This window comes from Arthrobacter sp. NPDC058130, assembly GCF_042884475.1.
Lineage (GTDB): Bacteria > Actinomycetota > Actinomycetes > Actinomycetales > Micrococcaceae > Arthrobacter.
On sequence record NZ_JBHVTV010000001.1, the window covers coordinates 193,957 to 218,323 of the forward strand.

A 24,367-nucleotide genomic window follows, 5' to 3' on the forward strand; every position below is an offset into this window, starting at 1 on the left:
AGTCAGGTGCTGGTGCGCGGGATCCCGGCTGGGGACCCCGCGCACCGGGCGCCGCCGTTGCCGGCGGCGATGGCTTCAGAGGCCTACTTGAACAGGGCGTTGACCTGGTCGTTGGCTTCGGTGAGGGAGCTGGCAGGCTTCTTGCCGGAGAGGACGGCGTCCATGGCCGGCTTCATGATGCCGTCCACCTTGGCTGCCTTATCCGCGATCGGGAACAGGAACGTGGTTCCGTCCTTGACGTGGGTGGTGAAGGCGGAGACGTCGGTGCCCTTGGCCTTGAACGCTTCGGCCGCCTTCTCGGAGGAGGTCGTGAGAGCCGGGAACACGACGGCCTTGGAGGCGACGACGTCCTGGCAGGCGGTGGAGGCGAGGTATTCGACCCACTTGACCGAGGCGGCCGGGTTCTTGGTGCCGGCCCAGACGGAGTCGGCCAGGCCGTTGAACATGCTGGCGCGCTTGCCTTCGGGGCCCTTCGGGGTGGGGGCGAACGCGGTCTTCACGCCCTTGTAGCTCTGGTACTGGCCGATCAGCCAGTCACCGGTGGTGTTGATGGCAGCCTTGCCGGCGCCGAAGTTGTCCGCCAGGCTGGCGCCGACGGTGGTTTCGAGCTTGGGCATGTAGCCCTTCTCGGTCAGTCCGGCCCACCAGGCGATGGTCTCCTGGAACTTGGGGTCGTCGTAGTTGAACTTGGTGCCCCAGGGATTCTTGTCCGTGGCGTTCCAGCCGGTGGTGGCGCTGAGGAAGCTCCACTCGGTCTGGCCCTGCCCGGAGCCGCTGCCGGCCAGGCCGAGGCCGTAGACGGCCACGTTGTTTTTGTCGAAACCGGCCTCGTCGCCGCGCACGCCGTTCTTGTCCACGGTCAGGTGCGCGATTGCCTTCTCGTAGCTGCCGCCGTCCTGCGGGTTCCAGTCCAGGTTGGCCATCTGCTCCGCTGTCAGGCCCGCGGAGTCCGTCATGGCCTTGTTGTAGAAGAGACCCACGGTGTCCCAGTCCTTGGGCAGTCCGTAGCGCTTGCCGTCCTGGCCCACCCAGAGCTCGGGGAGTCCCTTGGTGTAGCTGTCCAGCTTGATGCCGTCCTTGGCCACTGCCTCGTCGAGGGAGAGCAGCTGCTTCTTCGCGGCGTACTCGGGGTACTTCGAGAGGTGGTTGGTGAAGACGTCGGGGGCGGTGCCGGCGACGAAGCCGTTGGTCAGCGTGGTCCAGTAGTCGTCCCAGCCGCGCTGGGTGATCCTGACCTTGATATCCGGGTTGGCCTTGGTGAAATCGTTCGCGCACTGCTGGTAGGCCGGGAGCTGGTTGGCGTCCCAGAGCCAGTAGTTGATTTCGCCCTTGGCCTCGGTGGAGGCCGGGGCGGACCCGCCGCAGGCGGAGAGGGAGATGGCGATGGCTGCAGCGGCAGCGACGGCGCCGAGGGTCTTCTTCATGGTGGACCTTTCATGGAAGGGCTTCATTGAGGGGAACGCTTGTTGAGGGGGAGTGCGTGTTGGGCCGGGGTTACTTGATGCCTGAGAAGCCGATGGAGTTGACCACCCGCTTGCCGAAGGCGATGAAGAGCAGGAGGACGGGCAGGGCCGCGATCAGTGTTGCGGCCATTAGGCCGGACCAGTCGGGGGCGCCCTGCGGGGACTGGGACTTGAAGACGCCCAGGCCCACCGTGAGGACGCGGACGTTCTCGTCCTGGCCCACCAGCAGCGGCCAGAAGTACTCGTTCCACTGGCCGATGATGGTCAGCAGCGCCAAGGTGGCCAGCGGGGCCGCGGCGTTCGGAAGCACGATCTGGAAGAAGATCCGCACGTTCTTGGCGCCGTCGAGCATGGCGGCCTCTTCCACCTCGCGGGACATGGAGAGGAAGAACTGGCGCAGGAAGAAGATGGCGAAGGGGGTCATGAACAGGAACGGCAGGGCCATGCCGGCGAAGGTGTTGAGCAGGCCGAGGTTCTTGATCATCAGGAAGTTGGGCAGGGCTGTGAAGATCGGCGGGACCATCATGGTGGCCAGGAACAGGCCGAACACCACGTTCCGGCCCGGCCAGCGGAGCCGGGAGAAGGCGTAGGCGGCCATCGCGCTGAAGAAGACCTGCCCGGCGGTGGTGACGGTGGCGAAGATGATGGAGTTCCGCAGGTACAGCCAGAAGTTGATGGCGGCGCCGGAGCCGCCCTCGGCGATGGCTTCCTCGGGGCTCTGCAGCCCCAGGACCCGCTTGAAGGCGCCGAGGCTGAAGTCGGCCGGCAGCAGGTTGCTGGCGTTTGAGGCCAGGGAGGCGTTGCTGGACAGTGCGGTGCGGAGCATCCACAGGAACGGCGCGATCGTCACGGCGACGGCGACGGCGACGAGGGTCCAGGCGCCGACGCGGCGCCAGTTGACCGGCTTCCTGGGATCGGAAGCGGTGCTGGCGGGCTTCTTGCGGGAAGGGGCGGAGGTAGTCATGGCTGGGGTTCCTTAGTCCAGATCCGATTCGTTGCCCTTGAGGAACTTCATCTGGACGAAGGCCACAAGAGCGAGAATGACGAAGAGAATGACGGACAGGGCCGAGGCGTAGCCGAAGTCGGATTCACCGAAGGCCTTCTGGTAGATGTACATCTGGATGACGCGGGAGGCATTGATCGGACCGCCGCCGGTGGTCACTGCCACGGTGTCGAAGACCTGGAAGGAGCCGATCACGGTGACCACCAGGACCAGTACCAGCACGGGGCGCAGGAGCGGCATCGTGATGCTCCAGAAGGTCCGGGTCGGGGAGGCGCCGTCGAGCGAGGCGACCTCATACACGTGCTTGGGGATGGACTGCAGGCCGGCGAAGATCAGCAGGGCCGTGTATCCCATGTGGCGCCAGACGTTGACGCCGGCGATGGTGGGGATGGCCCATTGCTCACTGCCGAAGAAGGCGATGCGCGGAAGGCCCATCCAGTTGATGACCTCGTTGACGATGCCGAGCTGGTAGTCGAGCATCCAGAACCACAGCAGTGCGACGATCACGTTCGCCACCAGGAAGGGCAGCAGCAGGGCGCCGCGAATGAAGGTGGACTTGGCGACGTTGTGCATCAGGAGCGCCAGGCCGAGAGCGATCACGGTCTGGAAGCCGATGTTCAGTGCCACGTACTGGACCGTCACGGCCATGGCGTTCCAGAACAGATCGTCCGCGAAGATCGCGGTGTAGTTTTTAGTGCCGATCCAGGTGGGATCCCCCAGGACGCTGTACTCGGTGAAGCTGAGGTAGACGCCGCGAATGCTCGGCACAAGGTAGAAGGCAACGAAGCCCAGCAGGGCCGGTGCGATGAAGAGCAGGGCGACCTTCAGGTCGGTCCGGGGTCGGCGCCGGCGGCGGGGGGCAGCATTGCCCGTTCCCGTACCGGTCGCCTTGCGGGCCGGGGCGGCTCCGCGGGCAGTTGTGGTGGTCATTTGTGGTTCCTCCGCAGTTACGTGGATGCTGTGACGTGGATTACAACTGAGGCATGAATCTACACGAGTAACTTTCCAATGCGCAACCGTTTCCTAAATGTTTCCGGGCAGAAAACATTCCCTCATCACTTGCTATTGACTCGAGTAGAAACTGATGTGAAACTTGCGTGCATGACGTTCTCACTAGGCATTGTTGGCGCCGGCCAGTTCGCAGGCGCCTTCGCCAAACTCTTCGACGCCCACCCCGCAATTTCAGAAGTCCACGTCACCGACGTCCTGCCGGAACGGGCCGGGGCCCTCCGGGAGCGACTCGGCCTGGCCGGGACCTATCCAAGCTTCGAGGCCATGCTCGACGGCGGCGTGGACGCCGTGGCGATCTTCACCCAGCGCTGGACGCACGGGCCGCTGGTGCTGCAGGCGCTCCGCGCCGGCAAGCACGTCTATTCGGCCGTGCCGATGGCCATCAGCGAGGACGAGATCGCACGGATCATCGACGCCGTCCGCGAGACGGGCCTGACCTACATGATGGGCGAGACAAGCTACTACAACCCCGCCACCGTGTACGCCCGCAAGCGCCGGACCGAAGGGGCGTTCGGCCGCATCTTCTACGCCGAGGGCGACTATGTGCACGACATGGACCTGGGCTTCTACGAGGCCTACCAGTACAGCGGCGGGGAGGACTGGAAGCGCACCGCCAGCTACCCGCCCATGCTGTACCCGACCCATTCCACCGGCGGCGTGCTGGGCGCAATCGGCGGCCATGCCGTCAGCGTCAGCTGCATCGGCGTCCCCGACGAGCGCGGCGACGGCGTGTTCGACAAGGACGTCAGCATGTTCGGCAACGACTTCTCCAATGCCACCGCGCTGTTCGAGCTCTCAACCGGCGGGTCCATGCGCATCAACGAGATGCGCCGCGTCGGCTACCCCTCCCACCTGCGCGAAAGCCGCTTCCGGTACTTCGGCACCGAAGCCAGCTTCGAACAGCTGGCCACGGTCAGCGTGTGGCAGGACAGGGAGTCCGTGACCGATGTCAGCGCCGAGCTGGCCACCGCAGCCACGCTCGCGGCGGACGATCCGTCGCTGGCCGACGTCGCGCCGGCCCTGCGGGATGCCTTCACCTCGGGCCTGGCGCCCGTGCACGACGCCGGCCGGCTTCCCGCCGAGTTCCGCGGACTTCACAACGGGCACGAGGGCAGCCACCACTTCCTGGTGGACGACTTCGCCACCGCCGTCGACACCGGGACGCTGCCGCCGGTGAACGCCTGGGAAGCCGCCCGCTACACCCTCCCGGGGATCGTGGCGCACGAGTCCGCCCTCCGCGGCGGAGAGCGGTTGCCCGTGCCGGACCACGGCGATGCCCCGGCGCGGCTGCCTGCCCCGGGATCCGGCCGCGAAGCAGCTGATCGGGAAGGCTTGGCCCGGCAAGTCCGGCGGTAGCATGGTCACTGTGCCACACTCGCCAGCCGCCAACAGGCCCACGATCACCCGCAAAGACGTGGCCCGGCTGGCCGGTGTCAGCACCGCCGTCGTCAGCTATGTGGTGAACGGCGGCCCCAAGCGGGTCTCCCCGGTGACGGCCGCGAAAGTGCGCGAGGCCATCAGCGCCCTGGGGTACCGGCCGAACGCCGCGGCGAGGGCACTGAAACTGGGCTCCAGCGAGATGCTCGGCATGGTGGTTCCGGACACCACCAATCCCTTCTTCGCCACCCTGGCCCGCGCCGTGGAGGAAGCCGCAGCGGCGCGCGGCTACGCGCTGCTGCTGGCCAACTCGGGCGGCTCGGCCGCCAGCGAACGCCGCCAGGTCAGAAACCTTGCGAGCCGCCGCGTGGATGGGGTGTTCCTCTCCAGCGTGCTGTTCGAGCCCGATCTGACCGAGCTTGAGCACTCGGAGATCCCCGCCGTGCTGCTGAACCACAGCAGTGAGGTGCCGGGCTTCAATTCGGTGGGCGTGGAGCTGCTCGAAGGCTCCCGGCGTGCCGTTGAGCACCTGGTGGGCCACGGCCACCGCAGGATCGCGCTGGTCATGGGCATGAACGCCGGCAACGATCTGGACGGGCGCGAGATCGGGTGGCAGCAGGGGCTGGCGGAGGCCGGGCTCCCGGAGGGGCCCATTGTGCGCTGCGACTTCGACCGCCAGGGCGGCTACCGTGCCGGCCAGCGGCTGCTCGCTGCCGCCGACCGGCCCACCGCCGTGTTTGTCAGTTCCGACCTGCAGGCCGTCGGCCTGTTGCGCGCCGTGTATGAGGCCGGCCTGCGGGTACCCGAGGACCTGGCTGTCTTCTCCTTCGACGGCTCGGCCGAGGCGGAGTACAGCTGGCCGCCGCTGAGCACGGTCGCCCAGCCCGTGCAGGCCATGGCCGAGGCCGCCGTCGAGGCACTCATCGACTCCGACAGCGGTTCACCCACCAGGAACAGGACCTTCCCCGTGGACCTGGTCCTGCGGGCGTCCTGCGGTTGCGTGCCGGCGCCCGCCGTGCCGGCAGCGGCCGGACCGTAACGCGGGATAGCGCAAGACTGCTGCGACCCGGGTTGGCCTCCAGAGGCCAACCCGGGTCGTTCTTTATTCCGGGGGTCTTCGCCGCGCTGCTAGCGGACGGCCGCCGGCTGGTCCTCCGCGGCAGCTGCCGGCTTGCCTGCGATGATGGCGTCGACCTCTGCCTTCTCCTTGGCGCCCCAGGTTTCGCGGGTGTTCAGCACGCCGATCAGGCCAATGACGCCCACCAGGACGTAGAGCGAGGCGCCGCCGGCCCACCCGAATATGGAGGCCAGGAGCACGGCCAGGAAGGGCGCGAATCCGGAAATGGAGGCGGCCACCTGGTACCCGATGGAGGCGCCGGATGTCCTGGTGTTGGTCCGGAACAGCTCCGCGAACCAGGCGCCCTGCGTGCCGGTGAACGTGGCGTGGATGATGCCGATGCCGATCACGAACGCCAGGACGATCAGGAACGGGTTGCCAGTGTTGCTGAGCAGGAACATCGGGAAGCCGAAGACAATGACGGCGATGGTTCCGCCGAGGTAGAGCTTGCGGCGGCCGATGCGGTCGGTGAGCGCGCCCGCAACCAGCGTGACCGGGATGGCCAGGAGGCTGGCGATCACAATGCCGGTCAGGCCGATGGCCCGGTCGTCGGGGTTGTTCTTCGTGATGTAGGAGAGCAGGTAGGTGGCCGTGACGTAGTACGCGCAGCTCTCCACGATCCGCAGGGAGATCACCCGCAGGATGTTCCGCCAGTCGTTCTTGACCACGGTGGCCAGCGGGTTCTTGACGATCGCGCCCATGGCCTTGGTGTGTTCGAACTCGGGGGATTCCTCAAGCCTCATCCGGACCACCAGGCCGACGACGATCAGGACGGAGCTGGCCAGGAACGGCAGGCGCCAGGCCCAGTCGGTCTGCAGGGAGGCGGAGAGCAGGAACGCGGCGTTGGCCAGGGTGATGCCCAGCGGGTTGCCCGCCTGCGGGATGGCCGCGAAGCGGCCGCGCTTCTTCCACGGTGCGTGCTCGAACGTCATCATAACGGCGCCGCCCCATTCCGCGCCGAAGGCGAGGCCCTGGATCATCCGGATGATGACCAGCAGGATGGGTGCGGCGATGCCGACCTGCGCGTACGTGGGGAGGCAGCCGATCAGGACGGTGGCGATGCCCATGGTCAGCAGTGCGCCGACCAGCACGGGCTTGCGACCGTACTTGTCGCCGAGGTACCCGCCGACAGCTCCGCCGATGGGCCGCATCAGGAAGCCCACCGCCAGGGTGGCGAAGGCCAAAAGCGTTCCGACCACGGGGTCCGTGTTGGGGAAGAAGACCTTGCCGAAGTACAGGGCCGCGGCCGTGCCATAGGCGACGAAGTCGTAGTTTTCCACGCACGTGCCGGCGGCCGAAGCCATGGCGGTCTTGATCTTTCCGGGTGAACCGTGGGCGGCCTGGCGCGGCCGGTCCGTGATTGCTGCCGTCATGTTCTATATCTCCCTTGATATTGCTGGACAGCCCTGGGCAGTATGCCGAAGGCCAGATAAACGTTTGTGCTGTGGGGGTGGTGCCGGCCGGGTCAGATTTCGGCGGCGAGTTCCCGTGCCCCCTGAAGCTCCATTTCGCGCAGCTTCTGGACCCGCCGGAGGGTGTCCTCGTCGTTGTCGAATTTCGCGTCAAGGAAGGACTGGAGGACTTCCTTGGCCGTGGCCCGGCCGATCAGCCAGGCACCCATGGCGATCGCGTTCGCGTCGTCGTGCTCCACGCTTTGGTGGGCGGAATAGACGTCGTGCCCCAGGGTGCAGCGAATGCCCGGAATCTTGTTGGCCGCCATCACCGCGCCGACCCCGGTGCCGCAGACCAGGACGGCCCGCTCAGCCTCGCCGGTGCGGACCAGGTCGCAGGTGGCCCGGGTGATGTCCGGGAAATCGACCGGAGCCTCGCTGGGCGCCCCGCAGTCGATGACCTCATGGCCGAGGCCCTCCAGGACTGACTGGACAAAGGACTTCAGGGGGAAGCCGGCGTGATCGTTGCCGAGTGCGATTTTCATGGATCTCCTTAGTTCGGGACGACGAGGCTGGACGTTGCGGGGTTCGGAATTGTGGGGTTCGGAATTGTGGGGTTCGGCGCGGGGGCCGCTATTTCGTGCACCCATGGAATCGATTCCATGGCGCCGGTGCGCGTCACTGCGACAGCCGATGCGTGGGTGGCGTGGATCATGGCGGCAGGAAGGTCGCTGGGATTGCGGGCCAGGGACGCGGCGAGGTAGCCCACAAACGTGTCGCCGGCTCCCGTGGTGTCCTTGGCGGCCACCTTGGCCGCCGGCACGTGCACCAGGCTGCCGTGGAGGACAGTGAAGGACCCGTCCGCACCGGCGGTGCACACGATGGCCGGACCCAGGGCTGGCGGGAGCGTCTGGACGAGTTCCCGGTGGTTTCCGGGTATCCCGGCGAGTCCCGCGAGGGCCTGGATTTCCTGTTCGTTCACCACGAGGAGGTCGACGTCGTCGAGCAGGCCGTCGATCTGGCGGGGAGCAGGGGCGGCGTTGAGAATGACGAACGCCCCGCGGCTCCGTGCGGACCTCGCGGCGTGCCGGACCAGCGGTGTCGGCACCTCCAGCTGCAGGACCAGGACATCGCCGGCCTGGACGGCGGCGAGCCCCGCGTCGACGTCGGCGGCGGTCAGCTCGGCGTTTGCGCCCGGGCTGACGATGATCTGGTTTTCGCCCTTATCGTCGACGGCGATGACCGCCGTTCCGGTGGCGGCGGTGCCGCTGACCAGCACGTGGTGGGCGTCGATGCGGGCCTCGGAGAGGATCTCAAGGATCCGCCGGCCGTGGGCGTCGTCGCCGACGGCGCCGGTGAATTTCACCGTGGCGCCGGCCCGGGCCGCCGCGACGGCCTGGTTGCCGCCTTTGCCGCCGGGGCTGAACGACGCGTCCGAGCCCCGGACGGTTTCGCCCGCCCGAGGCAGGGACTGGACGCGGATGTTCTGGTCGATATTGAGGCTTCCGACCACAAAAACCGTGCTCATTGGACCTGCTCCTTCGGTGGTGCGGAACGGTGCCCCAGGCCGCAAAACATGGGGGCGGAATCGAGGGGCGCCGATCTCACGGCTGCCCCAGGCTGGGGTCCGCGGTGCCCGAGGACGAGCGGACAATCAGTTCACTCGGGAGGACAACGGACTCCGGGTTCTGCCCGTCGATGACCTCCAGCAGGAGCCGGACCGCCGTGCGGCCCATCGCCTCCACATCATGGGAGATGACGGTCAGCGGCGGATCAAGCAGGGAAAACCACTCGATGTCGTCGAAGGCAATAAGGGCCATGTCCCCGCCGATGCGCAGGCCCTTCCGGTTCAAGGTGGCCAGCGCCCCGACGGCCATGGGGCTGTCCGCGGCGAGCAGTGCTGTGGGCGGCTGCGCGAGACCCAGCAGGTGGTGCGCGCCGGCAGAGCCGCTGGCGGATTGGAAATCGCCGAAATACGTCAGGGCGGGGTCGGTGCTGAGCCCGAATTCCCGGGCCGCGCGGGAGAACGACTTGAGCCGGTCGCGGCCCGTGGACGTACTCTGCGGCCCGGCGATATAACCGACGCGCTCATGACCCTGCCGGACAAGATGCTCCACGGCCTGGCGGATGCCCGAATCACTGTCAGTGGTCACGCTCGGGACCTCGACGCCGTCGACGGTCCGGTCGACGAACACCGTGGGGATGTCCCGTTCCAGCAGGGCGTGCAGGCTGGAGCTCCCCTCGCCCTGCGGCGCGGCGATCACCCCGTCCACCCGCTGGGAAATGAAGGTGTCCAGATACCGGTCCTGCTGCGCCGGGCTCTCGTTGGCGTTTCCCAGCAGGGTCACAAGCCCCTCCGCGAGGGCCGCCTGCTCGGCGGCGTGGGCCAGATCGGCGAAGAACGGGTTGCGGACGTCCGAAAGCAGAAGTCCGATGACGTTGGTCCTTGTGGAACGGAGTGCGCGCGCCTGGGCGTTGGGGTGAAAATCCAGCTCGGCGACGGCGGCGGCCACCTTCTGCCGGGACTGCGCGGAGGTCGCCGGGTTTCCGGAGAGCACCCTGGACGCCGTCGCGGCGGAGACGCCGGCGAGTGCCGCCACGTCCTTGATGGTGATGGAAGATCCCGTCACTGCTGTGCCTTTCGCCCTCGAACCGCTCCGCCACTGGTCCTGCCCCTGTGGAATCGATTCCATGGAATCGGTTCCACAAGTATGTGACGGTGGCTACATTCTGTCAATACGTGGATCCGAGTGGATGCAGGCCCCGGCCCGCTCAAGCCCCGCCGCGCGGAGCGTCGGGGTGTCTTATGACGCGCAAAATCTCCCCGGATGCTGGAGATTCTTTGCGACGCGGGAATTCCGGCAGCGGGAGGGAATCAGCGCGTCGCGTGGCGGAATGCGGGTCGCTGACCCGCGTCGCGTGGCGGAATGCGGGTCGCGGAGCGTGCGAGACCCGCGGGCTCACTCCCCGTGGACGGCGGCCTGCCGGACCTCTGACCGGTCCAAATAGGCCAGCAGCAGCTCCCCGGCGCGGTCCAGTTCTCCGGCTTCGAGGGCGTTGCAGATTTTCTCGTTGTCCGGCAGCCAGCCCCGGTAGAAGTGCGCATCCAGGGTGGCCTTGTGGAAGAAGAGCCGCATCTCGGCCAGGACCTGGGCCATGATCGTGTCCAGCCGCCGGCTGCCCGCCAGGGCCACGATCGCTCCATGGAAATGCTGGTTGGCGCTGCCCAGAGCCTCCTCGTCGCCGGCGGCGGCCGCGGCCTTGCCCTCTTCGACGGCGGCGCGGACCGCGGCCACGCGCTCGGGGCTGCCGCCTCCACGGATGGCACTGACTTCAATGGCGCGCCGCACTGTGTAGACATCGTGGATGTCGCCGGCCTCCAGGCTGGCCACGAAGACGCCCCGGTTCGGGTGTCGCACCACCAGGCGCTCGGCCGCAAGCTCGGCGAAGGCCTCGCGGACCGTGTTGCGGGAGACGCCCAGGTCTTCGGCGATGGTCGATTCCGTGAGCCGGGTGCCCGGCAGCAGAATCCCCTCCGCCAGCTGCAGCCGCAGTTCGGTCGCCACCCGGTCCGCCACGGAGGGAACAGCCACGCGCAGCCGTGCCGCAGCCGTGCCGAGGGCCGATCCGGCAGCTGCATCGGGAGTCGTCATAGTGCCGAATCTACACGATTGTTCCAATATTGAATCGTCGGATTGTTGAACAATCGGTGAAAGTGGTGCATCCTTAGTAGGGGGCTATCATGAGACGAGGATCACAAATGGCAACCATTGACCTAAACAGCGACGTTGGCGAATCTTTCGGACGCTGGACCTTGGGCGACGACACGGCGATGTTCCGCTCGGTGTCCAGCGCAAACGTGGCCTGCGGATTCCACGCGGGTGACCCCCGTGTCATCCGCCGGACCTGCCGGGAGGCGGTGGCTGCCGGCGTCGTGATCGGCGCCCACGTCGGCTACCGCGATCTCGCCGGCTTCGGCCGCCGGTTCCTGGACATCGATCCGATCGAACTGGCGGACGACGTCGTCTACCAGATCGGCGCGCTGCAGGCGCTGGCCGCCGTCGAGGGCGGCACGGTCCGGTACGTGAAGCCGCACGGCGGGCTCTACAACGCGATTGTCGCGCACACCGGCCAGGCGCAGGCCGTCGTCGACGCCGTGAAGTCCGTTGACCCGCACCTGCCGATCCTGGGCCTGCCGGGCTCCGAAGTGCTGCGTCTCGCCGAGGCCGCCGGCCTGCGCGCCGTCACGGAAGCCTTCGCCGACCGCGCCTACAACCCGGACGGAACTCTTGTGTCCCGTACGCTCCCCGGAGCCGTGCTGGAGGACCCCGCTCTGGTCACCGAGCATGTCCTCCGGATGGCCACCGATTCCGCCGTCCGCACGATCGACGGTTCCATCCTGAAAATCCGCGCCGAAAGCATCTGCGTGCACGGTGACTCCCCGGGCGCGGTCACCATGGCCACCGCAGTACGCGAGGCGCTCAACGCCGCCGGAATCGAAACCGCCGCGTTCGTCTAAGCCGCGTTCGTCTGGGCAGACGCGTCGCCGCTTCACACCCCGGGCCCGCCGGGACCACCCGCACTTACACCCACGCAACAGGCAGCACCCCGCACACCTGGAGGAAAACCATGACTGCACAGCACCAGGCCACCCCGGCCGCCGGCAAGAGGAAGCTGCCGCCCGGCGCCTTCAAGGCCTACATCGCAAGCCTCACCGGCACTTCGCTGGAGTACTACGACTTCGCGATCTACTCGGTGGCCTCCGCCCTGGTGTTCCCCAAGGTCTTCTTCCCCGGCAATGACGAATACGTCGGGCTGCTGCTGTCCTTCTCGACCTTTGCGGTGGGCTACCTCGCCCGTCCAATCGGCGGCGTGATCTTCGGCCGCCTCGGTGACAAGATCGGCCGCAAGCACGTCCTCGTGACCACCCTGCTGCTGATCGGCATCGCAACAGTGGTGATCGGCGCGCTTCCGGGCTACGCCACCATCGGCCTGGCTGCCCCCGTCATCCTGGTGCTGCTGCGCCTGGCGCAGGGCATCGGCGTCGGCGGCGAATGGGGCGGTGCCGTCCTGCTCTCGAGCGAATTCGGTGACGCCAAGCGGCGCGGCTTCTGGTCCTCCGCCGCGCAGATCGGACCGCCCGCCGGCAACCTGATGGCCAACGGCGTCCTGGCGGTGCTCGCCGCGACCCTCAGCAACGAAGACTTCCTCTCCTGGGGCTGGCGTGTGGCCTTCCTCGCCTCGGCCCTCTTGGTGGGCTTCGGCCTGCTGATCCGGCTGAAGCTGGAGGAAACCCCCATCTTCAAGGCCATCCAGGCCCACGGCGAACAGCCCAAGGCCCCCATCAAGGAGGTCTTCACCAAGGAGCCGCGCGCCCTCGTGGCCGCCGCCCTGTCCCGCATCAGCCCGGACGTGCTGTACTCCCTGCTCACCGTCTTCATGGCCGTCTACGCCACCAAGCAACTGGGCATGAGCACCAGCAACGTACTGACCGCCATCCTGATCGGCTCCGCCTTCCAGCTGGTCCTGATCCCCGCGGCGGGCGCCCTCACGGACCGCGTCAACCGCCGCCTCGTCTACGGCATCGCCGCCGTCGGAACCGCCGTTTACATCCCGCTGTTCTTCCTCATGATCCAGGACAAGTCGGTCCTTACGCTCACCGTCGGCATCGTGATCGGACTTGCGTTCCACGCCTTCATGTATGGCCCGCAGGCCGCCTACATCACCGAACAGTTCCCGGCCCGGCTGCGCTACGCAGGCAGCTCTCTGGCCTACACGCTGGCCGGCGTGATCGGCGGCGCCGTCGCGCCTCTGGTCTTCACTGCCCTCTTCGCCGCCAGCGGCAACTGGTTCCTGATCGCCGGCTACCTCGCGGTCGCCTCGATCGTGACGGTGATCGGGCTGGCCATCGGGCGCAACCCGCATACCGACGAAGAAGAGCGGCTCCTGCAGGAAGCCCGCGCCTGAGCCCTTCGGATCCGGTTCAGTGGAACCTGTCCACCGGCACAATTTCACCGGCATTTTTCACCGGCACAATGAGTGAGGCACCTCGTGATTGAGACAGCAGGGGAAACCCAGAAGCTAGAGAACGCAACCGTTCAAAGGAACACGGTTCGCAAGGTCCGCTCCGTGCGGGCCGTGGGAACGCGTGCGGTCCTCGCCGAGCTCTCCGGCACCCCGGACGTGCTTGCCCTGCAGGCGCTGCTGCTGGAGAAGCCGCTGCCGGGCCAGCAGGACGTGCTGGCCGCGGCCGAGACCGTCCTGGTCACGTCCGATTCCCCCGCCTCGGCCCGGCGAATCGCCACCCGTCTGCTGCAGCTGGACCTCACCGCACCGGTGCAGCGCGACGGCGAGCTGGTGGTCATCGACACCGTGTACGACGGCGAGGACCTCGCCGAAGTCGGGCAGCTCACCGGACTGGGAACCGAGGGCGTGATCGCCGCCCATTCCGGCCAGGTCTGGACAGTGGCCTTCGCCGGCTTCGCGCCCGGCTTCGGGTACATGGTGGGGGAGAACCAGCAGCTGGAGGTGCCCCGGCGCAGCTCGCCGCGCACCGCTGTTCCCGCAGGTTCCGTGGCGCTGGCCGGAAACTACTCGGCCGTGTACCCGCGCCGTTCCCCGGGCGGCTGGCAGCTGATCGGGCGCACCAACGCCAGGATGTGGGACCTGGACCGGGCGCAGCCCGCCCTGGCAGCGCCGGGACACCGGGTGCAGTTCCGGCCGGTCCGGGACGCGGTCACGCTCGGTACCGAGCCCGCCGCTGAGACCGTGGCCGCCGGCACTGCGCCGGAACCGGCCGTCGCAAGGGACGTCACCTGCGGTCTCCGGATCCTTGCTCCGGGCCTGCAGAGCCTGGTCCAGGACCTCGGCCGGCACGGCCACTCCGGCCTGGGCGTCTCCGCCGCCGGCGCGCTGGACCGGGCCTCGCTGCGCCGGGCCAACCGCCTCGTCGGCAACGCCCCCGGCGCAGCCGGCATCGAGACTGTCGCCGGCGGGCTCACAGTCCAGGCCGTGGGGGACCAGGTCCTCGCGGTCACCGGGGCGCCGTCAGCACTGAACATCGAATCGGTGCCGGACGACGCCGGCGACACTTGGCAACGCGCAGCGCTGATGGCCACCCCGTTCGCGCTGCTCGACGGCGAAACGCTCAGCCTTGGCGCGCCGCACAGCGGCTTCCGCAGCTATCTCGCGGTCCGCGGCGGCGTGGATGCGGCTCCGGTGCTGGGCAGCCGCTCCACGGACACCATGTCCGGGATCGGCCCTGCACCCCTGGCCGCAGGACAGGTTGTGGCTGCCGGCGGAGAGGCCGAATCCGGCGTCGTCGGGGCCCCCGAACTGCAGCCGGACTACCCGGGCGCCGGGGTGACCGTCCTCGACGTAGTCCCCGGCCCCCGCGCCGACTGGTTCGATCAGGCGGCCCTGGACTCTTTCGCCGCCCAGGACTGGGAGGTGAAAGCCCAGTCCAACCGCGTCGGCATGCGGCTGGACGGGACGCCGCTGCAGCGCAGCCGCCAGGGCGAGCTGGCCAGCGAGGGCACCGTGGCGGGCGCCCTGCAGGTCCCGCCGGAGGGCCTGCCCGTGCTCTTCCTTGCCGACCATCCCATCACCGGCGGCTACCCGGTGATCGGCGTGGTGGTCGACTCCCAGCTGGACCTCGCCGCGCAGGTCCCCATCGGCGGCAAGATCCGCTTCCGCTGGGCCGAACACGGTCCCACTGAACGCACCGCCACTGACCACACCCCTAACGAACACACCACCACCGACGAAGAAGCGAGTAACTGATGCGCAAGGTCCTGATCGCCAACCGTGGAGAAATCGCGGTCCGCATAGCCCGGGCCTGCGACGACGCGCAGCTGGCGTCCGTCGCCGTCTACGCCGACATCGACGCCGACGCCCTGCATGTTTCCGCCGCGGATGAGGCGTTCAGCCTGGACGGCAACTCGCCCGCCGACACCTACCTGAACATCCCCAAGCTCCTGGCAGTGGCGGCCGAGTCCGGAGCGGACGCCGTCCACCCCGGCTACGGCTTCCTCTCCGAGAACGCCGACTTCGCCCAGGCCGTCATCGACGCCGGACTGACCTGGATCGGACCGAGGCCGGATGCGATCCGGCTGCTCGGCAACAAGATCACAGCCCGCGACGCCGCCGTCCGGGCCGGCGCGCCGCTGGTCGCCGGCAGCGACGGACCTGTGGACACCGCCGCCGAGGCCCGGGCCTTCGCCGAACAGCACGGCCTGCCCATCGCCATCAAGGCCGCTTTCGGCGGCGGCGGCCGCGGCATGAAGGTGGTCCGGGTCCTTGACGAGGTTGAGGAAGCCTTCGACTCCGCCGTCCGTGAGGCAGTTGCCGCGTTCGGCCGGGGCGAATGCTTCGTGGAGCGTTACCTGGACCGTCCGCGCCACGTCGAGGCCCAGGTCCTGGCGGACGCGCACGGCAACGTCGTCGTCGTCGGAACCCGCGACTGCTCCCTGCAGCGCCGGCACCAGAAGCTCCTGGAAGAGGCGCCCGCGCCGTTCCTGAGCGAGGAACAGACCACAATGATTTACGACGCCGCCAAGGCGGTCTGCCGGGAAGCCGGCTACACCGGCGCCGGCACGGTGGAGTTCCTGGTCGCGGCGGACGGCACCGTCGCCTTCCTCGAAGTGAACACCCGGCTCCAGGTGGAGCACCCGATCACGGAGGAAACCACGGGGATCGACCTGGTCCAGGAACAGTTCCGGATCGCCGCGGGGGAGCCGCTGCGCCTGGCCGAGGACCCGGCGCCGCGCGGACACGCCTTCGAATTCCGGCTCAACGCCGAGGACGTGGGCCGCGGCTTCCTGCCCTCGCCCGGCACCATCGGAGAATTCGCCGGGCCCACCGGCCCGGGCATTCGGCTCGACACCGGGGTCCGTTCCGGTTCCTTCGTGGCGCCGCAGTTCGATTCCCTGCTCGCGAAGCTGATCGTCACCGGCGCGGACCGCCAGCAGGCCCTGCGCCGCGCACGCCGTGCCCTCGCCGAAATGCGCATCACCGGGGTGGCCACCGTGCTGCCGTTCCACCGGGCCGTCCTGGAGTCTCCGGACTTCACCTCCGAGAACGGGCTCGGGATCCACACCCGCTGGATCGAAACCGACTTCGCGGACAAGATCCCGGCTGACCCCGGCTACAGCACCACCGCTCCCGACGGTGAACGCCGCACCATCACCGTCGACGTGGACGGGCGCCGCCTCGCCGTCGGCCTTCCGGCCGATTTGCTGGACGGCTGGGCACTGTCTGGTCGGACGATGTCCGGAGGCCCGCTGCCTGCTGGCGTGTCCGTGGAAACAGCGTCCGACGGCGCTGCTGCCGCCGCCGATCCGGGCGAGCTGCGCGCCGACATGGCCGGGACCGTGGTGAAGTGGCTCGTCGAGCCGGGCGCCGAGGTGTCGGCCGGGGACCCGGTGGTTGTCCTTGAAGCCATGAAGATGGAAACCCAGATCGCCGCGCACCGGGACGGGACTGTCACCGACGTCCGCACGGGAGCCGGGGGAGTTGTGGCGGCAGGGGCCGTGCTCGCGCTGATCGGCTAGGTTCCCGGAAGGCCGGCTGGGCCGTCTCGCCGGCGCCGGCAGTCACCCCCAGTTCCTAAGAACAGTCGCACGAATGTAGCGTCGCCAGAGCTGAATTGTCCCGTCACCGTCGAGGCAGTTGAGTTGCACCCAACCGTCGTACCCCAGCCGGACACTGATGACGGATCAGGTGTTGCGCCGCGGCCATTCAACGGTGCCAGGTTGAGGTCTAAGAGCGTCTCGAGCAAATGTCAGAGATGATGAAGTCGGACCCTATTCTGACAGCGATTCGGTGGGTGCCTGACGTCAGATTGGGGTGTGGCTCAGGCCGACAGGTATGCGCGGCTACGCACCGTCCAAGTTCACTTTTCTGCTGTGGCACTTCACAACTGCTGAGGAAAGCTGAAAGGACTGGGCACGTGACTTACCGCGCTCAGTCCCTTCAGCCCTGGATCCTCGCCAGCTTGTCGGATCGACGCTACTTATACTCTTGTGGAGAGGAACATAACCTTTTCTAGTCGAGTAACCGTCAGCGTTTTGCGCCGAGTTGTGCCGCCTTCGTGATGACGGTCGTGTCGCTGGTCTCGGTGGCAAATGCTGCTCAAACTGAAAGAGCCAAGGCCTCGTCCAGTTCGGCGGCTGTCGGTGGGTTGGCTCCGTGCCGGGTAACCGTGATTGCTGCGGCTGCCGCGGCCACTGTACCCAGCCGCTCAAGTTGTTGCCTGTCGAAGTCTTGCTCCGGGCATTCCAGAAGGCTGGCAATGATAGAGGCCATGAAGGAGTCGCCAGCACCCACGGTGTCCGCTACCGTGACCGCGGGGGCGGGGACGGACACGTGGTCTAGATCTGAATAGAGGTTTGCGCCCTCAGCACCCGCTGTGACTACGACGGCCTTCACACCGAGCCCCAGGATGTGCCGGGCGACATCCCCAATCGCAAGACCTGGATAGAGCCAGGCGGCATCCTCGTCGCTTAGTTTGACCAGAGTGGCGAGAGAGGCGGTTCGCTCGAATGTCCGTTGTGCCTTGTCGTGGTCTCCGATGATGCCCGGGCGGATGTTGGGATCGTAGGTGATGAGGCACCTGCCGTTGAAGAATGCCAGTAGGGAGCGGACCTGTGTCGCGCCGGGCTCCAGGAAGGTAGCCAGGGAACAGGCATGAAGCACCCGCGGGGCGAACGTTGGCGCAACCGGGGGCAGGTTCCACTCGATGTCGAAGGTGTAGTGTGCCGCACCCCAGCTGTCGAGGGTGGCCTTCGCGGTGGACGTCCGTTTCAGGCGTACGGCACCTGGCAGGAGCTCGACGCCGGCGGAATCGAGGTGCTGCCGTATTGCTTGGCCGCGCTGGTCTGCGCCCAGCACCGTTAGCAGAGCGGTGGCCCTGCCCAGCCGTCCCAGTCCGAACGCCACGTTCAGGCCTGAGCCGCCAGCGTACTCCACCGGCCCGGTTACAGTGCTGATGATGTCGATCAATGATTCGCCCACGACGACGACTTCCGGGTGGACACTTCCCGGAGCTGGTGCCCCGGTCATGGCTGTCCCGACACCACGGCTTGGAGGATCCCATCTGTCCTGCCCTTCGGCGTTGAGATCTTGCGCAGCTGCGGCTTTGACGGCGCGCCCTCAACGGCTAACGTTGCTGGGGAATCGAGGATCGGCAGCGGGACAGCCAAGATGCCCTGCCGGGCGGAGATCTCGAGTACGCCGGAGTCAGTGAGAACCCGGATATCGGCCGCGTTATCTGCCGGGAAGAACACGCCGGCGAAGTCAGGATTCCCCGGTGCGGTGACTTCAAAGCCGTCCCCGTTGTGCCGGAGGCTGACCAGCGGCCCCTCCGGGGCGGCCAGGCTGATGATCGTTCCGTCAGTGACGCTGCAGAGGAGGTCCGCGCCGCCGTCAAGCACGGCTTCAAAAGCTCCGTCCACCTGCTCCAGGCGCCCCGGCTCCATGTACTGATTGAGGTCGGCGTGCGGCGTGGCGACCAGTGTGTCCCCGTCCAGGGTGAGCGTGTGCGGGACGCTAAGTGCGCTGGCCCATTGTCCTTCGGGGCTGATGACGCCTCGGACCCAGAAGATCAGCGACGGTGCGCCGTCCTTGTCGCGGAAGAATGAGGGGGCGTAGTAGCTCTTGCCGTAGCTCAGTTGCCCCCAGGACCTGGCGGTGAACCTGCCGTCCGCGTAGCTGCCCACACCGTAGGCCACGTAGTGCAGCACGTCGTCCTCCCAGATGGACGTGACGAGGACGTGCGAGCCGTCGATGTCGAACAGCTGCGGGCATTCCCACATGGTGCCGGTCCACACCGGTTCCGTTTCGGTGCCGGCGCGCTGTGCGGCAATCCCGTCCAGGGCCCATTGGGTCAGGTCCGGGGAGCTGTAGGAGACGGCCGCTGCGGTGCCGCCTTCCAGCCCGGCACCCACGAACATCCGCCATTGGCCGGCGTCCCGGAACACGAAGGGGTCCCGGTACGCCACCACGCCGAGGTCGGGTGAGGTCATCAGCTTCTGACCCTTGGTCCAGTTGTTCCAGGAGGCGTCGTCCGGGGTTGCTGTGCGTACGGTGCCGATGCCGATGTCCGGTTCGGTGACCGAGGTGTAGAACATGGTGGCGACCTTATCCGTGTCCGTGACGATGGACCCTGACCAGATGCCGTCATCCCCGTCCCCCGGAGCGACGGCGACGCCCTGCTCGGTCCAGGCGATCATATCCGGAGAGGTGGCGTGGCCCCAGTGACAGTTGGGCGCCCAGGTGGTGCGGCCGGGAACGTATTGGTAGAAGAGGTGGTACTGGCCGTCCTTCCAGGTGACGCCCAAGGGGTCGTTGATCCACCCCTCGGCAGCCGTGAAGTGGAAGGCGGGCCGTGAATCGTGTGCGTTCATGCTGGTCCTTTGTTATGGCTGGCTGCGTGGTCAGGAGACGGGGACGGTGTTGGCGGCCAGATAACGTTGGCGGATCTCCCGGGCCTGCTCGGCGTTCGCCTTTTCCCAATGGTCGATCTCGGCGCGTCGTTCGTTCCGGACGGCGTCGCGGGCTTCGGTGAACTTCCGCATCCGTTCGGCGGAGGCGTCCCGGGCGGCCTGCTGGGCCGGTGTCAGGTCCGGCAGCGGGAGTTCTTCCACCTGGTCGCGGGGCCGCAGCGGGAGCCGGTCTTCGACGGCGTCGATGTCCAGGACGGGGGAGGGGAGGGTCTGGTACCAGTAAGCGGTGGAGGACCAGTCATCTGAGAGATGGTTGGCGTGGCCGTGTTCGAACGTGACCTTGATGCGCTTCTGGAAACGGATGGGATCGGTCATGTGGAAGCGGTAACTGTGGTGGAAGCCGGGCACGTTTTCCTCGTGGACCATTGTGCCGTTCATCAGGAAGGCGTTGTGCTGCATGCCCCAGGCGTGGCCGAAGTAGTCTTCCATACCGGTGCCGTGGAGGCTGGGGGGCCACGTGTCGTCGTCGATGAAGATCATGTCGTCACCTTCGCCCCACCAGGAGCCCTGGAAGTGACGGACAGCGAGGTTGCAGCCCACATAGTGGCCCTGGCCCTCGGTTTCCAGGACCACGTAGTTGTCTTCGCCGGTGAGGTTGGGGATGGCCACCTCAATGCTGTTCGTCTGCAGGTCGGGGCCCCAGCCGGCGTTCGGCTTTTGCCGGCGCCAGTGGGCGTGGAAGTAGGCGGTGTCTTCCGGCAGGGGCTCGGTGTAGAGCTCGTAGTCGATGTAGAAGTACTGCAGGTACGGGATGTCGTTCTGGTTTTCGACGACGATGCGGGCCCGGGAGTTGAAGGGCATCTCGAAATAGCTGTTGAACGCCGCGCTGCCGCCGAAGGTGTTCAGTTCCGGTTCCTTGGCCGAAACAGAGAGTGGCAGGGAGTCGTAGGAGCCGGACAGCGAGTTCAGCAGGCCGAAGAAATCGCCCAGGGGCGCAATGACGCTGGGGGTCTCCTGGTCATCCCAGTACATCTTCAAAACAACCTTGCGGTAGTAGTCCGGGTCCACCACCTCCCAGCTGACGCCCAGCGCGTTGTGGATTTCCAGCATGGGGACGCCCACCAGTTCGGGAGAGATCTGGCCCGGGCCGGGCTGGATGCGGCAGGACTGGGTCATCCAGATATGGGTGATGGCCCCGGGTCCCTCAAGGTCTGCCAGGACGCGTTCCTCGCCGGGCATGATGATCCAGTTGTCGCGGTTTCGACCGGTCTGGTCCCAGCTGGAGGCGCGGGCGGTGCGGGCGGTGGAGAGTTTGGTGAGGCTGGAGAGCAGGCCGGAGCGCGGCGATGTTGCCATGGTGGTTGTACCTTTCGGGAAAGAGTTGTTGATTAGCCCTTGACGGCCGACTGCGTGAGGCTGGCGATGATCCATCGCTGGGCCACAAGGAAGACGATCAGTGCCGGGGCGATGGCGATGGTGGTTGCGGCCATCACCTGGGCCACGTTGCCGGCGCCGTACGGGCCGAGCATCAGGACCAGGCCCAGCGGCAGGGTGGCGGTGTCCGTGCTGTTGAGGAAGATGGAGGGGGCGAAGTAGGCGTTCCAGCTGCCCAGGAACGTGATGACGCCCAGGGTGCTGACAGCGTTCTTGGCCAGCGGCAGCGCGATCAGCCGGTAGGTCTGCCAGGCGGTGGCGCCATCCATGCGGGCGGCGTCGATGATTTCCTGCGGCAGGCCCAGGAAGAACTGCCGCAGCAGGAACACACCCAGCGCCCCAGTGATGCCGGGGAGGATCAGGCTGAGCGGGTTGTCCAGCAGGCCGAGGGCCCGCATCAGGAGGAACAGCGGAATGATGGTCACCTGGGCCGGCACCATCAGCGAGGACAGCAGGCCCACAAAGATAAAGTTCCGGCCGGGGAACTGCAGTTTGGCAAACGCGTAGCCGGCCATCGGCGCTGTGATGATCATGCCGACGCTGACGGCGATGGCGATAACCGCGCTGTTGAACATGTTCCGCAGGATGGGTACCGGCCCGTTCACGGCCGCGGCGTAGTTGGACCAGCCCCACTCCGTGGGCAACCACTGCGGCGGCAGGTCGTACGCGTGGCTGGCGTCCCGGAGCGAGGTGGTGAACATCCACAGGAACGGGGCGACCATCCCGATGGCGCCCAGGACCAGCAGCGCCACGGAAACACTCTTCCCGACGCCGGGGCGGGGCCGCCGGCGCTGCACGGAGCTGCGGCTCGCACTGATCGCGGCATTGGTGTTACTCATTGTTCACCCACGACTTCCTGAGGCGGAACTGCACCAGCGTCACCAGCATGATGATCAGGAACAGCGTGACCGCGATGGCAGAGGCGTAGCCCATATCGAACTTGTTGAAGGCCACTTCGGCGATGTACATCACCACGCTGCGGCTGGCATCGCCAGGGCCTCCCCGGGTGAGGACGATGATGGACTCGTAGATCTGGAACGCGCCGATGATGGTGATGGTGACGTTGAAGAACGTTGCCTGGCTGATCATCGGCAGCACGATGCGCCGGAAGATCTGCCACTCGTTGGCACCGTCCACGCGGGCGGCCTCCACCATGTCCTTGGGGACTTCCTGGAGGGCGGCCACGAAGATCAGCATGGCGAACCCGACGTTCCGCCAGGTGTCGACGATGATCACCGATACCCTGGAGAACTCGGAGCTGTTGAGCCAGTCGATCCGTTCCCCGCCCATGGCCGTGAGGTAGTAGTTCAGGATTCCCGTATCCTTCTGGAACAGTGCCTGCCAGATGATGGACACGTACACCAGTGCCACCAGATAGGGGAAGAAGTACGCGGAGCGGAACACGTAGGTCAGGGCCCGGGGGAGCTTTTGGTTGATCAGGACGGCGAACAGGAGTGCGAAGCCGTTGATGAGGACGACGGCCGCCCCGACGTACAGGACAGTGTTGCCGTAGGTGGTGGCCAGGCGTTCGTCCCGGAACATTCTCGCGTAGTTGTCGAGGCCGATGAACTTGGGTGCCGTGAGGATGTTGTACTTGGTCAGGCTCAGGTACAGGGCGGCGACCAGGGGGCCGAGGACGAAGACCAGGAACCCGATGACGGTGGGGGCGGTGAAGAGGTAGCCGGTCAGGGCTTCCCGACGGCGGGCGGTGCTTTGGCGCCCGGGGCGGCCCCCGCGCCCCGACGGGGGCGCGGGGGGCAGCGCGGTTTTGGGGGCGGTCAGGGTCACTTCTGCAACGCCTCCTCTACATCCTTTTGCGCCTTCTGAAGGGAGGAGCCGATGTCCTGGCCGGACATGATCTCATCCATGGCCCGCATGAACGCCGGATCCAGCACGTTGTAGGCGCCGGGGGCCGCTACCGGTTTGGCGTAGGACAGGGAGTTGTAGAACTCGCTGGCATGTTCCGGTGCCGCAAGGAATTCCTTTGAGGAGGCCGCCGTTTTGGTGGACGGAACCGCGGAGCCGGCGTCGGCCCATTTCTTCTGGGTCTGCTGGTCGGTGAGCATCTTGATGAACTCCCAGGACAGCTCCTGGTTCTTGGAGGTCTTGGAGATGGCGAACGCTCCGGCGCCGAAAACGGTGGACTTGGTAGTTCCCTTCGGCCAGGGGAGGATGTCGTAATCGGAGAAGCCGGCCTTGGCGAATCCGCCGGTGACGAAGTGCCCGGCCCCGGTCATGGCTGCCTTGCCGGCGGGGAACAGCTGGTACGGGTCGGAGCCCTTAGGCTGCGGTGACACACCGTATTTGGTGGCCAGATCCCGCACCCATTCCACGGTCTTTTGGACTTTCGGATCGGTCAGTTGGGCCGTCTTGAGGTCCTCACTCATCATGGAGGTGCCGTTGGAGTAGAGCCACGGAGTGATGCCGAAGGAGTAGTACGGCATGGCGAACCCGTAGACCTTGTTAGCGCCGGAACCGGTCGTCAGTTTCTTGGAGATCTCCAGGAAATCGTCCCAAGTCCAGTCATCGCTAGGCCGTTCGATGCCGGCGGCCGCGAACATCTTGGTGTTGTAGTAGATCACCATGGTGTTGAAGGTGTTGGGCATCAGGTACGTGGAGCCGTCCTTGCCAAATCCCGCGAGCAGCTTGGGATCGATGTCCTCGCGCAGGGCCTTGGACTCGGGGTCGTTCTTGAGGAAACCGTCCAGGGGCGAAAACAGTTCGTTGGCCAGGCCCAGCTCCACGCCCTCGGTGGCGATGTTGATGACGTCCGGAGCCTGACCCGCTGCGGCCTGAGTCACCAGCTTGTTGACGTACTCGGTCCACGTGGTGATGGGGGTGAAGTTGTTGTTCACCGTCACGTTCGGGTACTTCTGCTTGAAGCGCTCGGCCACGCCGTCGTACACGGCTTTGTCCCCTGGATCGCCCCAGTTCGAGACGGAGATGGTGGCGGTGATTTCCTTGGCAGGGGCCGCATAGGGCCCGTCCGCCGCGGGCCCGGCGGACTGGGTGGCACTCCCGCAGGCGGTGAGCGCCAGCAGGGCCACGGCGGCCGCCGTGGCGATGGAGGTGCGGACTGCTTTTCTCATGTAATGCTCCTTTGCACGCGGCGCCTGGAGGGGGCCTAA

General features: G+C 66.9%; 20 protein-coding genes. 6 read left to right on the plus strand and 14 right to left on the minus strand.

Features of this window, described 5'->3' with window-relative positions:
- Positions 1-83 precede the first annotated feature (83 nt).
- From ACFVTM_RS00930 to ACFVTM_RS00940, 3 genes are all read right to left on the minus strand, one after another.
- Positions 84-1,424, minus strand: coding sequence for an ABC transporter substrate-binding protein (locus ACFVTM_RS00930; protein WP_390201444.1), 1,341 nt, complete (start codon positions 1,422-1,424; stop codon positions 84-86).
- A 70-nt stretch (positions 1,425-1,494) separates the two neighbouring features.
- Positions 1,495-2,427 (minus strand): carbohydrate ABC transporter permease, encoded by a 933-nt coding sequence (locus tag ACFVTM_RS00935; RefSeq protein WP_390201445.1) that lies wholly within the window; start codon positions 2,425-2,427, stop codon positions 1,495-1,497.
- Positions 2,428-2,439: 12 nt separating this feature from the next.
- Entirely contained in the window at positions 2,440-3,396 is a 957-nt protein-coding gene (locus ACFVTM_RS00940; RefSeq protein WP_390201446.1) for a carbohydrate ABC transporter permease, read from the minus strand.
- A gap of 171 nt (positions 3,397-3,567) precedes the next feature.
- Between ACFVTM_RS00940 and ACFVTM_RS00945 the strand changes: the two genes are divergently transcribed.
- Both ACFVTM_RS00945 and ACFVTM_RS00950 read left to right on the plus strand, forming a co-directional pair.
- Complete coding sequence (locus tag ACFVTM_RS00945; RefSeq protein WP_390201447.1) at positions 3,568-4,833, plus strand: Gfo/Idh/MocA family protein; 1,266 nt, start codon at positions 3,568-3,570, stop codon at positions 4,831-4,833.
- 1 nt (position 4,834) lies between these two features.
- Positions 4,835-5,893, plus strand: coding sequence for a LacI family DNA-binding transcriptional regulator (locus ACFVTM_RS00950; RefSeq protein WP_390201448.1), 1,059 nt, complete (start codon positions 4,835-4,837; stop codon positions 5,891-5,893).
- Between the two features lie 89 nt (positions 5,894-5,982).
- Here the strand turns inward: ACFVTM_RS00950 and ACFVTM_RS00955 are convergent, their stop codons facing one another.
- The 5 genes from ACFVTM_RS00955 to ACFVTM_RS00975 form a co-directional block, all read right to left on the minus strand.
- Positions 5,983-7,344, minus strand: coding sequence for an MFS transporter (locus tag ACFVTM_RS00955; RefSeq protein ID WP_390201449.1), 1,362 nt, complete (start codon positions 7,342-7,344; stop codon positions 5,983-5,985).
- A gap of 92 nt (positions 7,345-7,436) precedes the next feature.
- Entirely contained in the window at positions 7,437-7,907 is a 471-nt protein-coding gene (locus ACFVTM_RS00960; RefSeq protein ID WP_390201450.1) for an RpiB/LacA/LacB family sugar-phosphate isomerase, read from the minus strand.
- An 8-nt stretch (positions 7,908-7,915) separates the two neighbouring features.
- Positions 7,916-8,890: a ribokinase gene (locus tag ACFVTM_RS00965; protein WP_390201451.1), complete on the minus strand. Its 975-nt coding sequence runs from the start codon at positions 8,888-8,890 to the stop codon at positions 7,916-7,918.
- 76 nt (positions 8,891-8,966) lie between these two features.
- Positions 8,967-9,992, minus strand: a complete 1,026-nt coding sequence (locus ACFVTM_RS00970) for a LacI family DNA-binding transcriptional regulator (RefSeq protein ID WP_390201452.1) — start codon at positions 9,990-9,992, stop codon at positions 8,967-8,969.
- Positions 9,993-10,322: 330 nt separating this feature from the next.
- Positions 10,323-11,015, minus strand: a complete 693-nt coding sequence (locus tag ACFVTM_RS00975) for a GntR family transcriptional regulator (RefSeq protein ID WP_390201453.1) — start codon at positions 11,013-11,015, stop codon at positions 10,323-10,325.
- A 107-nt stretch (positions 11,016-11,122) separates the two neighbouring features.
- On the opposite strand from ACFVTM_RS00975, the gene ACFVTM_RS00980 reads away from it, so the two are divergent.
- The 4 genes from ACFVTM_RS00980 (at position 11,123) to ACFVTM_RS00995 (ending at position 16,913) form a co-directional block, all read left to right on the plus strand.
- Complete coding sequence (locus tag ACFVTM_RS00980; RefSeq protein WP_390201454.1) at positions 11,123-11,881, plus strand: LamB/YcsF family protein; 759 nt, start codon at positions 11,123-11,125, stop codon at positions 11,879-11,881.
- A 110-nt stretch (positions 11,882-11,991) separates the two neighbouring features.
- Positions 11,992-13,329 (plus strand): MFS transporter, encoded by a 1,338-nt coding sequence (locus tag ACFVTM_RS00985; protein WP_390201455.1) that lies wholly within the window; start codon positions 11,992-11,994, stop codon positions 13,327-13,329.
- Positions 13,330-13,413: 84 nt separating this feature from the next.
- On the plus strand, positions 13,414-15,144 hold the full coding sequence (locus ACFVTM_RS00990; RefSeq protein WP_390201456.1) for a 5-oxoprolinase/urea amidolyase family protein: 1,731 nt from the start codon (positions 13,414-13,416) through the stop codon (positions 15,142-15,144).
- Entirely contained in the window at positions 15,144-16,913 is a 1,770-nt protein-coding gene (locus tag ACFVTM_RS00995) for a biotin carboxylase N-terminal domain-containing protein (RefSeq protein ID WP_390201457.1), read from the plus strand. The genes ACFVTM_RS00990 and ACFVTM_RS00995 overlap by 1 nt, the downstream gene beginning before the upstream one ends.
- 580 nt (positions 16,914-17,493) lie before the next feature.
- On the opposite strand, the gene ACFVTM_RS01000 is transcribed toward ACFVTM_RS00995, so the two are convergent.
- The 6 genes from ACFVTM_RS01000 to ACFVTM_RS01025 are packed head-to-tail and all read right to left on the minus strand — an operon-like array spanning position 17,494 to position 24,328.
- On the minus strand, positions 17,494-18,423 hold the full coding sequence (locus tag ACFVTM_RS01000; protein ID WP_390201458.1) for a carbohydrate kinase: 930 nt from the start codon (positions 18,421-18,423) through the stop codon (positions 17,494-17,496).
- Positions 18,420-19,766, minus strand: a complete 1,347-nt coding sequence (locus tag ACFVTM_RS01005; RefSeq protein ID WP_390201459.1) for a glycoside hydrolase family 32 protein — start codon at positions 19,764-19,766, stop codon at positions 18,420-18,422. Before ACFVTM_RS01005 ends, ACFVTM_RS01000 begins: the two co-directional genes overlap by 4 nt.
- A 30-nt stretch (positions 19,767-19,796) precedes the next feature.
- Positions 19,797-21,161, minus strand: coding sequence for a glycoside hydrolase family 172 protein (locus ACFVTM_RS01010; RefSeq protein ID WP_390201460.1), 1,365 nt, complete (start codon positions 21,159-21,161; stop codon positions 19,797-19,799).
- A gap of 32 nt (positions 21,162-21,193) precedes the next feature.
- Entirely contained in the window at positions 21,194-22,078 is an 885-nt protein-coding gene (locus tag ACFVTM_RS01015) for a carbohydrate ABC transporter permease (RefSeq protein ID WP_390201461.1), read from the minus strand.
- A complete protein-coding gene (locus ACFVTM_RS01020) occupies positions 22,071-23,027 on the minus strand; it encodes a carbohydrate ABC transporter permease (RefSeq protein WP_390201462.1) in 957 nt (318 codons plus the stop codon). Before ACFVTM_RS01020 ends, ACFVTM_RS01015 begins: the two co-directional genes overlap by 8 nt.
- Positions 23,024-24,328, minus strand: coding sequence for an ABC transporter substrate-binding protein (locus ACFVTM_RS01025; RefSeq protein WP_390201463.1), 1,305 nt, complete (start codon positions 24,326-24,328; stop codon positions 23,024-23,026). Before ACFVTM_RS01025 ends, ACFVTM_RS01020 begins: the two co-directional genes overlap by 4 nt.
- Positions 24,329-24,367: the final 39 nt, after the last annotated feature.

Coding starts and splice junctions, on each gene's coding strand:
- ACFVTM_RS00975 (WP_390201453.1), bottom strand. CDS start 11,015: ATGACGACTCCCGATGCAGCTGCCGGATCGGCCCTCGGCACGGCTGCG.
- ACFVTM_RS01015 (WP_390201461.1), bottom strand. CDS start 22,078: ATGAGTAACACCAATGCCGCGATCAGTGCGAGCCGCAGCTCCGTGCAG.
- ACFVTM_RS01005 (WP_390201459.1), bottom strand. CDS start 19,766: ATGAACGCACACGATTCACGGCCCGCCTTCCACTTCACGGCTGCCGAG.
- ACFVTM_RS00945 (WP_390201447.1), top strand. CDS start 3,568: ATGACGTTCTCACTAGGCATTGTTGGCGCCGGCCAGTTCGCAGGCGCC.
- ACFVTM_RS00930 (WP_390201444.1), bottom strand. CDS start 1,424: ATGAAGAAGACCCTCGGCGCCGTCGCTGCCGCTGCAGCCATCGCCATC.
- ACFVTM_RS00985 (WP_390201455.1), top strand. CDS start 11,992: ATGACTGCACAGCACCAGGCCACCCCGGCCGCCGGCAAGAGGAAGCTG.
- ACFVTM_RS00960 (WP_390201450.1), bottom strand. CDS start 7,907: ATGAAAATCGCACTCGGCAACGATCACGCCGGCTTCCCCCTGAAGTCC.
- ACFVTM_RS00935 (WP_390201445.1), bottom strand. CDS start 2,427: ATGACTACCTCCGCCCCTTCCCGCAAGAAGCCCGCCAGCACCGCTTCC.
- ACFVTM_RS01010 (WP_390201460.1), bottom strand. CDS start 21,161: ATGGCAACATCGCCGCGCTCCGGCCTGCTCTCCAGCCTCACCAAACTC.
- ACFVTM_RS00950 (WP_390201448.1), top strand. CDS start 4,835: ATGGTCACTGTGCCACACTCGCCAGCCGCCAACAGGCCCACGATCACC.
- ACFVTM_RS00955 (WP_390201449.1), bottom strand. CDS start 7,344: ATGACGGCAGCAATCACGGACCGGCCGCGCCAGGCCGCCCACGGTTCA.
- ACFVTM_RS00995 (WP_390201457.1), top strand. CDS start 15,144: ATGCGCAAGGTCCTGATCGCCAACCGTGGAGAAATCGCGGTCCGCATA.
- ACFVTM_RS00940 (WP_390201446.1), bottom strand. CDS start 3,396: ATGACCACCACAACTGCCCGCGGAGCCGCCCCGGCCCGCAAGGCGACC.
- ACFVTM_RS01000 (WP_390201458.1), bottom strand. CDS start 18,423: ATGACCGGGGCACCAGCTCCGGGAAGTGTCCACCCGGAAGTCGTCGTC.
- ACFVTM_RS00965 (WP_390201451.1), bottom strand. CDS start 8,890: ATGAGCACGGTTTTTGTGGTCGGAAGCCTCAATATCGACCAGAACATC.
- ACFVTM_RS00980 (WP_390201454.1), top strand. CDS start 11,123: ATGGCAACCATTGACCTAAACAGCGACGTTGGCGAATCTTTCGGACGC.
- ACFVTM_RS01025 (WP_390201463.1), bottom strand. CDS start 24,328: ATGAGAAAAGCAGTCCGCACCTCCATCGCCACGGCGGCCGCCGTGGCC.